The following is an 8,612-nucleotide window of genomic DNA, read 5'->3' as shown; positions in this document are numbered from 1 at the left end:
CTGGTCCGCCTGCGCTGGGACCCCCGCACCCGCGCCTACATGGAACGACGCACCAAAGAGGGACTCTCCAAGAAGGAGATCATCCGCTGCCTCAAGCGCTACATCGCCCGCGAGCTCTACCAGATCATCACCAAAAACGATCAAGAATCCGCCGCTTGACATCTATAGGAGCATCAGAACCCGACTGGCCCGCTTCCTGCACCGACACTCACGCGGTGCCTGGAACCAGATCAAGGCCGACGAACTCTTGGCCGCCGCCAGCGCGACGCTCCACCTCTGGGACGACGAGCTCGATTACCCCGACCTGGCCGACGACATCGCCATCGAAGCCCGGCTGGCCTTGGCCCTCACTCATGAGATCAAGGAACTCGATGAGCGCATCGCCGTACTCTTCGCCCACGCTGACCCTGACGGGATCTTGCCCTCAGTGCCCGGGATCGGCCCCATCCTGGGCGCCCAGATCCTCGGCCGGCTGGGCGATCCGAACCGCTTCACCTCGCTAGCCGCAGTCAGAGCCTTCAGCGGTCTGGTCCCGCGTCTGGACTCCTCCGGCGTCAACGGCCACCATGGCGGCCCTACCAAGGCGGGTGACGCCTGCCTGCGTGAAGCCTTGTTCATGGCCGCCGAACACGCCCGCCGCGCCGACCCCAGTTTGGCCGCCAAATACCACCGCCTGATGGTCACCGAAGGCAAGCATCACAACTCTGCTCTGTGCCACGTCGCCACAGCCCTGCTCACCCGGATCGCCGGTTGCTGGCGGCGCGGCGAGCACTACATCCTGCACGACGCCAACGGCCGGCCAATCGATGCCACCCAAGCCCGCGCCATCATCGCTGAGCGGTATGCCATACCCACCGAGGTGCGAGCGGCCCGGCGCACAACCCATACCCGCCAACGGCCGCTGAGATCAGAGACGGACCGGCGAAACAAGAGATCGCAACGCGTCCCGTCGACCGGCCCGCCCGGCTCTCAAGCTATGCCTTCGCCACCTTGACATCCATTAGGAACTCAACGGTAAGCAGTTCACCGGCCGATTCTCCAAACCACTGCCGACCGAGGTGATGTTCGAGCGGGTCTGCCGCGAGAACGGCATCACCCAGCGGCTGACCAAGCCCAGGTCACCCACCACGACCGGCAAGATCGAGCGCTTTCACAAGACGTTCCGGCGGGAGATGCTCGACCATCTTTGCCGACCCAAAAAGCGATGCGGCTGCATCGACGAGACGACAGGCAGGCAGTTCGGCACGCGCTGCCCGCTACTGGTGTCACCCGAGCACGGGCGCTGGTACTTCGCGGTGCAGGCGACGGGCCTATCAGGGCGCCGGGAGCGGATCCGCCGGGGCGGCTACCCCACGCGCGAGGAGGCGCTGATCCAGGGCGCGGCGGTGCTGGCCGCGCTGCGGGACAGGCCGATCGGGGCGGAGGCGACCGTGGGGAAGCGGCTTCGGCACTGGCTGGCCACCCACCAGCGACTACGCCCGACCACACGCAAGGCGTATGAGGATCATCTGCGGCTGTACCTCGGTCATGGCCGGCTCGCGGAACTGGGCGGTTGGCACGTGCGCCGGATGTTCACCATCCTGGCGGCGCGCAAGAGCCTGTCCCGCTTCATAACTCATCTCGTGGTGCTTGATCTGCGGTTTTGACGTCCAGAGGCCCCACGGGCAAGATCGCGGGCTGTGTCGGTTCGTCTGCTGTATCTGACTTTGATTCGAGTGTTTGGCTGGCTGGTGTTGCTGGGTCGTGGTCAGGCGTCCAAGGATGTCGAGATCATGGTGCTCCGGCATGAGGTTGCTGTGTTGAAGCGTCAGGTCGCCCGGCCGAAGCCGGACTGGGCCGATCGGGCGCTCTTGGCGGCCTTGGCCCGCTTCGTGCCGACGGTGCTGCGAGCTCATCGGCTGGTCACCCCGGGTACCCTCTTGGCCTGGCATCGTCGTTTGGTCAAACGCGCATGGACCTACCCACACCGCGCCGGTCGTCCTGAGATGAGCCAGGAGGTTAGAGAGCTGGTCCTCCGCCTGGCACGCGAGAACCCCAGCTGGGGGTATCGGTGGGTCCACGGCGAACTGGCTCGGCTCGGCGTGCGGGTCAGCGAGGCGACCGTGCGACGAATCCTGCGTTCACGCCGACACGGCCCGGCGCCACGAAACGTCGACACCTCCTGGCGGACGTTTCTACGCCTGCACGCGAAGGGGCTGTTGGCTTGCGACTTCTTTACGTCGACACGATCTTCTTGAAACGCCTGTATGTGATATTCGTGATGGAGGTGGAATCACGACGCGTGCGCGTCCTGGGTGTGACCACCCATCCAACCGGCGCGTGGACGGCTCAGCAGGCCCGCAACCTGCTCATCGATCCCGGGCAGAAGGCGAGCTCGTTCCGGTTCCTCATCCGCGACCGGGATGCCAAATTCACCGCCACCTTCGATCAGATCTTCACTGGCGAGGGGATCACGGTGATGAAGACGCCGCCGCGGACACCTCGGGCCAACTGCTATGCCGAACGCTGGGTGCGCACCGTCCGAGCCGAGTGCACCGACCAGATGCTGATCTACGACGAGCGGCACCTGCGATCAGTCTTGGAAGAGTACGCCGATCACTACAACGCGCACCGGCCGCACCAGTCCCGGCAACAACGGCCACCTGATCAAGACGAGCACGTTGTAGTGCCGCTGGAAGGCCAAATTCAGTGCCGAAAGGTGCTCAGCGGAGCGATCAACGAGTATCGCCGAGCCGTGTAGCTCATCCGGTGAAACACCAGCTCAGACCACGTGTACGAGTTTTGAAGCGGTACAGGGTCGCGGCGGGGACGTGGACAGGCTGGTCCGGCGTGTGTTGGGCGGGGATGGACGGGGCCGCCATCCCAGTGTTATCTGGGTCGAGTGGTGCTCAGTCGCGCTCAACGTGCTCATGCCTGCATCTTCCATCAATGACAGCGTGGGGAAAGATGTCGACGTCCTTCGTTGGCTGACCAGGCTGAACGCGGTTGCCTACCGAGGAGCACGAACGGACCGTGGTGCGGGACCAACGTGCGGCTCACCTGAGGCGTAGGCAATCCCGCGTTGGGGCGGGCGGGCCGCACCGTCTTGAGACGGTGCGGCCCGCCCCTCCCTAGCCGCATCGCGGCACGAGCAGGCTGGCAGGAGGGGTGGCAAGGTTGACCATCGGATGGGCAGAGCCGTCTAGTGGCCCTAGGCGGCGGGCCGCCCACCCTTCGGCGATGCGGACGTCTTTGACGTGCAGGTCGGGGTGAAGCGGCAGGACCGTGAGTAGCGCCCAGTCCGCCCGGCGCGATGCGCCGGCACTCCGGTCGCGGTAGTGCTCGGACAGCCTGTCACCTACCGCGGTGGAGCCTTCGCGGCACACGCTGCCGACGTATCGGCAGGTGCGCCGGACGTCCCAGGCCACGTACACCGCCGACACCGCCGTGATCCGGCACCGTACCTCGGCCGGGTTGGCGCGGCTTGACCAGGCGGAAAGCGCCGCACCCTGCCCCTGAGCCCGGGTGAACGGCTCAGCGAGCATCGGCTGGATCAGTGTGCACACCGGGAGCAGTGCCTTGAGGATCGGCGGGGGGAGATGAAGGCCGCTCATGCTTCGCCGTCCTCGACGTCGTCGTCCTCGTCCTCGTCCTCGTCCTCGAGACCAAGCAGGGTGGTGTTGGCGGGACCGTACTGCGCGAGGATCTTTTCGATCGTGTCTAGGTGGCCAGACCAGATCTCCACGGTCTCGGGGCTTCCGAACACCGTCCTGTTGCTGCGTGCCACACTGATCTTGGCGAGCGCCTGAGCTGCCTTGAGCGCCCTGGTGACCCCCTGGTCGAGGTTCCGCCGCTGCACCACGTCCTCGGCCGGCTCGTCCGGTTCTCCGCCCTGGCCGCCAGTGCGACGGGCGGCGCGGATGTCGGCCATCGTGGCCTCGGCGTGCTTCGGGTCGGCGGCGTAGACGAGGTCCCATTCGTAGTAGAGGGTCTTCTGTGCGCCGGCCTGGTCGATGACCGGGTCGCCGTCGTCGACCGTGACTCCTTCATGCTCGTGCTGGCAGGTGTGGAACTCCTTGGGCGGGATGGTCAGGTCGGCGGCCACATGGGCCCGGGCGATGGAGTGCAGCATGCGCAGCCCGCCTGCGGTCGATGCCAGAATCGTCAGCAGCTTGTTCGGGGTGGCCCGGAACGGGGCGCTCATGGCGTCGCGGGTGATGCCCAGCTTGGAGCCCCGGTCGCGTGTGATGAAGCCGTCCACGATGGCGGCGGTGCCGCCCAGGACGGTGAGTTCGGCGACGGCCTCCGGGTGACCGGCCAGGGCCCGCTGCAGCACGTCGTCGAGGACCTCCATTGGGTTCGTGCCGCGGGTGAGCGTCCAGGGCTTCTTCCAGACCGTGTCGGTGATCGTGCCGCCGTTGCCGAAGGTGCGCAGGGACCGCGTGATCTGGTCCGAGCTGCGGTAGGCGGACAGGGCCATGGGCGCAAGCCGTTCGCTGACGCGCTGCCGGTCGGCTTTGCCCATGCCGAACTCCTGGCGGATGAGCCAGTTCATCGCCTCGGCCTGAACGGCGAGGACCGCGTGCTGATGCACGGCTGCCGACCACAGCCGGTGAGCCGGAACACCGAGGTGCTCGTGCATGGCCTTCGGACCTACCCGGCCGGAGATGATGTCATAGACGGCCTGGTCGATCAGGCCGTCCCCCAGAGCGTGCCGGTAGACCCGCTGCATTCCTTGGTTGCTTTGGGCGCCTTCGGCCCACGGGGTGACGCGGACGTGGAGGTTGGCCAGCAGGTCGTCGCGTGCGGCGACGAGGTCGCTGAGCGGGTCGCCGTGCTCGTCTTGGGCTCCCACGACCACGATGGCGGGGAAGGCCAGGGTGTGTCCCTCGCGCCGGGTCGCTTCGGTCAGATCGGTCTCGGCCAGGCCGCGCCGCACACGGGAGGCCATCTCTTCGACCCGTCGCCGCGCGGCCCGTTGGTCGCCGGGATGGCGCTCTCCTGTACGGCTCGTCGGGCCGATGACCGACGCCACGCATGCGGCGGCCGCGGCGTCGATGTCGCCTCCGGTGCGGGCCAGCCACATGCTCACGATTCGGCTGTTGCCGTCGCCGGCGACGAGATAGGTGTCGGTGCTGTCGTCGTCGTAGACGATCCGGACCACGATGAGGGTGAGCGGCTCCTTGATCCCCTGCTGCAGGACGGAGTCGGTGTAGTCGTTCTCACCGCCGTGGGACTGATGGGTCTGCCGCATGCTCTCGGTCACGGCGCGTGCGAGCTCTTTGCGGTCCCGCATCTTGACGGTGAGGACGGCCAGGGGCCGCTCCGTACCGTCAAGATGCGCCCAGAGCGTCTCATAGACGGGTACGGGATCGGTGGGGGGTGAGACGTCCATGGGTGTGTGCAGCAGGTGAGCCCACCGCTGGTTGATGAAGTCCGGCAGGACTTCGAGGTCCAGGTACCGGGAATGGGTGCCGGTCACGAACAGGGTGCCGCCCACGATCGGCTTGTCCGTCAGCAGGCTGACGGCGTGCTCGTCCTTGCCGTTGAGCTCCACGAGAGCGCGCAGCCGGACGGGATCGACCGCGCCGGCCGTAATTACGCTCGCGGCCTGCTCGTCCAGGGAGCAGCTCGGGTTGTCCAGCAGCGCCTTGCGGACGCCGCGTAGCTGCGGCAGGGGAACCGGGTCGGCGACGGGATCGGGACGACGAAGCAGCGGGGGAAGGCTGTTGCTGATGCCGTCGGATCCCGGCTCGGACTCAGACGGGTCCGGCATGTATGAAGAGGTCACGTGCTCGCCCTTTCGAGGCTGGCGCGCAAAGGCCTGACGGCCGAACGTTCCGGCACGGTGCCGGAATCCACTGCGCGCCGCCATCAGGGCGACGAGCGCCGTCACGTCGTTTCACCGGACCTCTGGTGTCCGGGAACCTCCGTGCCGACCGATGTTCCACGGGCCCAGGTAACCTGCTAGTCGGCCGAACCCCAGAGGGATTCGGACATCCCGCCGAGGGCGGGCGCCAGCCGATCTTCACGCAGCAGTTCCAACCCTGCCGCGTGCGGTTCCGTATAACCGGAGCGGTGCGCGGTCGGAACAGGTCACCTGAACCGACCCCGCAAGTCTACGCCTGCGGGGGGACAAAAGGCGGAAGCATGCAGAAGCGCGACCTCCTGTGGTTGTAGGCCCCTTATGTCGTGCGGCTTGGGTTGTCGGTGACAGCGCGGACGACCACTGCGCTGCCGACCAGCTTCCTGAGCCGCTCGATTTCTTCGTGCTGGGCGGCGAGCCGGGAGACCGCGAGCGTCTTGAAGCCGGTGAGTTCGGCGATGGTCGCGTCCCGGGCGGTCACCCGGTCTTTCAGCCGGCCGACCTCGTCCTTGAGCCGCTCAAGCTGGGCCAGGCGCGGATCGGGCTGCTGGCCGCTCGCGCGCACGGCCGCCAGGCGCGTTATCAAACTCGGCGGCGAGGTGCTGGTAGCGGCCGGCCCGGATCTGGCCGTCTCGGGGCCACTTGGGGTAGAAGCTGGTCCTGGTCACTCCGGCCAGGGCCGCGAGGGTCTTGAGGTCGCAACGGCCGCCTTCGGGGATCTGCCCGGCAAGCAGCGTGTCCATGGCGGCCCGGATCGCGCTCTCGTTCCGGGCGCGGTCGGCGGTGGGTTCCGAGGTGGTCAGGTACAGGGCGAGGGCAGCGTTGTCGCCAGCGTCCTTCTCCAGCTCCGCGACCCGCTGGTAGTAGCCCGACACCAGCCACTCCAAGGTGTTCATCGCGAAGGTGTGGCGGAGCCAGTGCGCCGAAACGGTCGGGAAACGCGGCTCGAACCGATCCCTTAGCCGCTCCGAAGTCCGCCGGAACACCGTCGCCCAGTCCACGAACGGTTTGCCCGTCGATTGGAGCCCCACCAACGGCGACTGGCCGTCGCGGGCCTTGACCGCCCGCCGGATGCGGGCGTTGACCGACTCGATGGCGTTGGTCGAGCAGATCACCCGGCGGATCTCGGGGTCGAAGTTGAGGAAGGGCACGAACTCGGCCCAGGCGTCCTCCCACAACTTCACGATCGCCGGGTACTTACCGCCCCAGAGCTCGGCGAACTCCATGAACCGCTCGAGCGCCGCGGCCTCGGTCGGCGCGGTGTAGATCGGCTTGAGCGCCTTGGCGACGGCGTCCCAGTGCTGGCGGGCGGCATACCGGAACGACGCGCGCAGCAAATGAACCACGCACGTCTGCACGACCGCTTGCGGCCAGACGCTCTCGATGGCCTGCGGCAGCCCCTTCAGCCCGTCGCAGACCACCATCAGCGCATCGGCGACGCCGCGATTCTTGATCTCGGTCAGCACGTGCAGCCAGAACTTGGCGCCCTCGCCGCCGGCCCACAGCCCGAGGATGTCGCGCTCGCCATCGACGGTGACCGCCATCGCCACGTAGATCGGCCGGTTGGCGACCTGGCCCTCGCGCAACTTCACATGGATGGCGTCGATGAAGATCACCGGGTAGACGGGGTCGAGCGGCCGGTTCTGCCATTCGGCCATGCCCTCCGAGACCTTGTCGGTGATCGTGGAGATGGTCTGTTTGGAGACTTCGGCCCCGTAGACCTCGGCCAGGTGCGCGGAGATCTCCCCAGTGGTCAGGCCCTTGGCAGCCAGCGATGTCGTCGCATATTTTTCTATGCGGCAGCCTGGTCATTCTAGCATTTCTCGCCGATATGTTCACGTCAGAATTGATGTTTATGCAATGGTGATCGGTTCTCGTAGAACCAAATCTTGGGGCTACAAGCAAAACGCGGCGACTGGCCTTCTATAGGAACGTGTGTCCAGATATTTCGATTCTCCGTAAAGGTGTCTAATATAGCGCTTTGCGCTTCTTCGGCGAGGGCCGTTGGCGTCAGTACTCTATACTCATCGCCGGTCTTGTTGAGGCAGATAGCCACGATTCCGTCAAGGCTATCTTGGAACGCGTTCAAGAGGCGCTCGGCGTCTGGCCACTTTCCGAAAGGTGGAACCGGAAGACAGACATGCTCAGTGAACTCCCCGAATCTAGCGGTGAAGCCTTGGAATGGAGCCCTTCGACCGGGTAGCAAGCCGCTAAAAGTATCCGGGTCCGGGTCTCTGTAAAGAATATTAATCTTGAATGTGTCGACTGCCTCTTCCAGGGACGCCAGAAGACCAGACAGAATGACGTGCGTTCGCTGAGACAGTGCTCGATTGTGAGCAAGTAAGTTTCTGATCTCCCGCACTTCGTCAAGCTTGATCCGCAGGAACGCCGAGTCGGCTCCAGTGAGAGCCTGAACTGACGGCGCCACTGGCTCGGCGACTAGCATCTGGATAAGTTCACCATGGGTTGCCTGCCAGACGAGATCGTCATGGGACTCAGCGCCCAGGTAGAGGCGTTGACGGCTTCGTCGGACACGAGATTCCAGTGCCCTCCTCAGCGGTGGATTGATTGTCTGGCACCACGATGCGCCGTAGTGGCCCATCCACGCTGCTAAGCAAATGCGCCGAAACCAAACTTCAAGTGCGTAGATCTGCCTATAGACTGATTGATTGGTTCGTGGGGTAAGTATTTCGCCATCAAATTCGAGATCGAAATCAGAAATTGAGTCGCTCATAGTTGCTTTGCCCTTCTGTGTAGTCACTTTCCG

The 8,612-nt window shown here is 65.5% G+C and carries 7 protein-coding genes and 3 pseudogenes; 5 read left to right on the top strand and 5 right to left on the bottom strand.

Annotated features, from left to right (window positions below; genetic code table 11):
- The 5 genes and pseudogenes from ACIBI5_RS53720 to ACIBI5_RS53700 all read left to right on the top strand — a co-directional run.
- Positions 1–159: pseudogene (locus tag ACIBI5_RS53720) on the top strand (IS110 family transposase); the annotation flags it as partial.
- Between the two features lie 88 nt (positions 160–247).
- On the top strand, positions 248–994 hold the full coding sequence (locus ACIBI5_RS53715; RefSeq protein WP_397259498.1) for a transposase: 747 nt from the start codon (positions 248–250) through the stop codon (positions 992–994).
- 16 nt (positions 995–1,010) lie between these two features.
- Positions 1,011–1,181 (top strand): annotated as a pseudogene (locus ACIBI5_RS53710) (integrase core domain-containing protein); the annotation flags it as partial.
- A gap of 498 nt (positions 1,182–1,679) precedes the next feature.
- Positions 1,680–2,237, top strand: coding sequence for a helix-turn-helix domain-containing protein (locus ACIBI5_RS53705; protein WP_397259497.1), 558 nt, complete (start codon positions 1,680–1,682; stop codon positions 2,235–2,237).
- A complete protein-coding gene (locus tag ACIBI5_RS53700) occupies positions 2,204–2,740 on the top strand; it encodes an integrase core domain-containing protein (RefSeq protein WP_397259495.1) in 537 nt (178 codons plus the stop codon). The genes ACIBI5_RS53705 and ACIBI5_RS53700 overlap by 34 nt, the downstream gene beginning before the upstream one ends.
- A 370-nt stretch (positions 2,741–3,110) precedes the next feature.
- Here the strand turns inward: ACIBI5_RS53700 and ACIBI5_RS53695 are convergent, their stop codons facing one another.
- The 5 genes and pseudogenes from ACIBI5_RS53695 to ACIBI5_RS53675 form a co-directional block, all read right to left on the bottom strand.
- Entirely contained in the window at positions 3,111–3,593 is a 483-nt protein-coding gene (locus tag ACIBI5_RS53695) for a hypothetical protein (protein ID WP_397259494.1), read from the bottom strand.
- On the bottom strand, positions 3,590–5,755 hold the full coding sequence (locus tag ACIBI5_RS53690; protein ID WP_397259493.1) for a hypothetical protein: 2,166 nt from the start codon (positions 5,753–5,755) through the stop codon (positions 3,590–3,592). Before ACIBI5_RS53690 ends, ACIBI5_RS53695 begins: the two co-directional genes overlap by 4 nt.
- Before the next feature lie 409 nt (positions 5,756–6,164).
- Entirely contained in the window at positions 6,165–6,410 is a 246-nt protein-coding gene (locus tag ACIBI5_RS53685) for a hypothetical protein (protein ID WP_397259492.1), read from the bottom strand.
- Positions 6,411–6,762: 352 nt separating this feature from the next.
- Positions 6,763–7,620, bottom strand: a pseudogene (locus ACIBI5_RS53680) (IS256 family transposase); the annotation flags it as partial.
- A gap of 65 nt (positions 7,621–7,685) precedes the next feature.
- On the bottom strand, positions 7,686–8,579 hold the full coding sequence (locus tag ACIBI5_RS53675; RefSeq protein WP_397259491.1) for a hypothetical protein: 894 nt from the start codon (positions 8,577–8,579) through the stop codon (positions 7,686–7,688).
- Between the last annotated feature and the right edge of the window lie 33 nt (positions 8,580–8,612).

It is taken from the genome of Nonomuraea sp. NPDC050540 (assembly GCF_044457485.1).
GTDB lineage: Bacteria > Actinomycetota > Actinomycetes > Streptosporangiales > Streptosporangiaceae > Nonomuraea.
Note: the sequence above shows the minus strand (reverse complement) of the source record. Positions and strands in the feature narration are given on the sequence as shown.

Coding starts and splice junctions, on each gene's coding strand:
- ACIBI5_RS53695 (WP_397259494.1), bottom strand. CDS start 3,593: ATGAGCGGCCTTCATCTCCCCCCGCCGATCCTCAAGGCACTGCTCCCG.
- ACIBI5_RS53690 (WP_397259493.1), bottom strand. CDS start 5,755: ATGCCGGACCCGTCTGAGTCCGAGCCGGGATCCGACGGCATCAGCAAC.
- ACIBI5_RS53675 (WP_397259491.1), bottom strand. CDS start 8,579: ATGAGCGACTCAATTTCTGATTTCGATCTCGAATTTGATGGCGAAATA.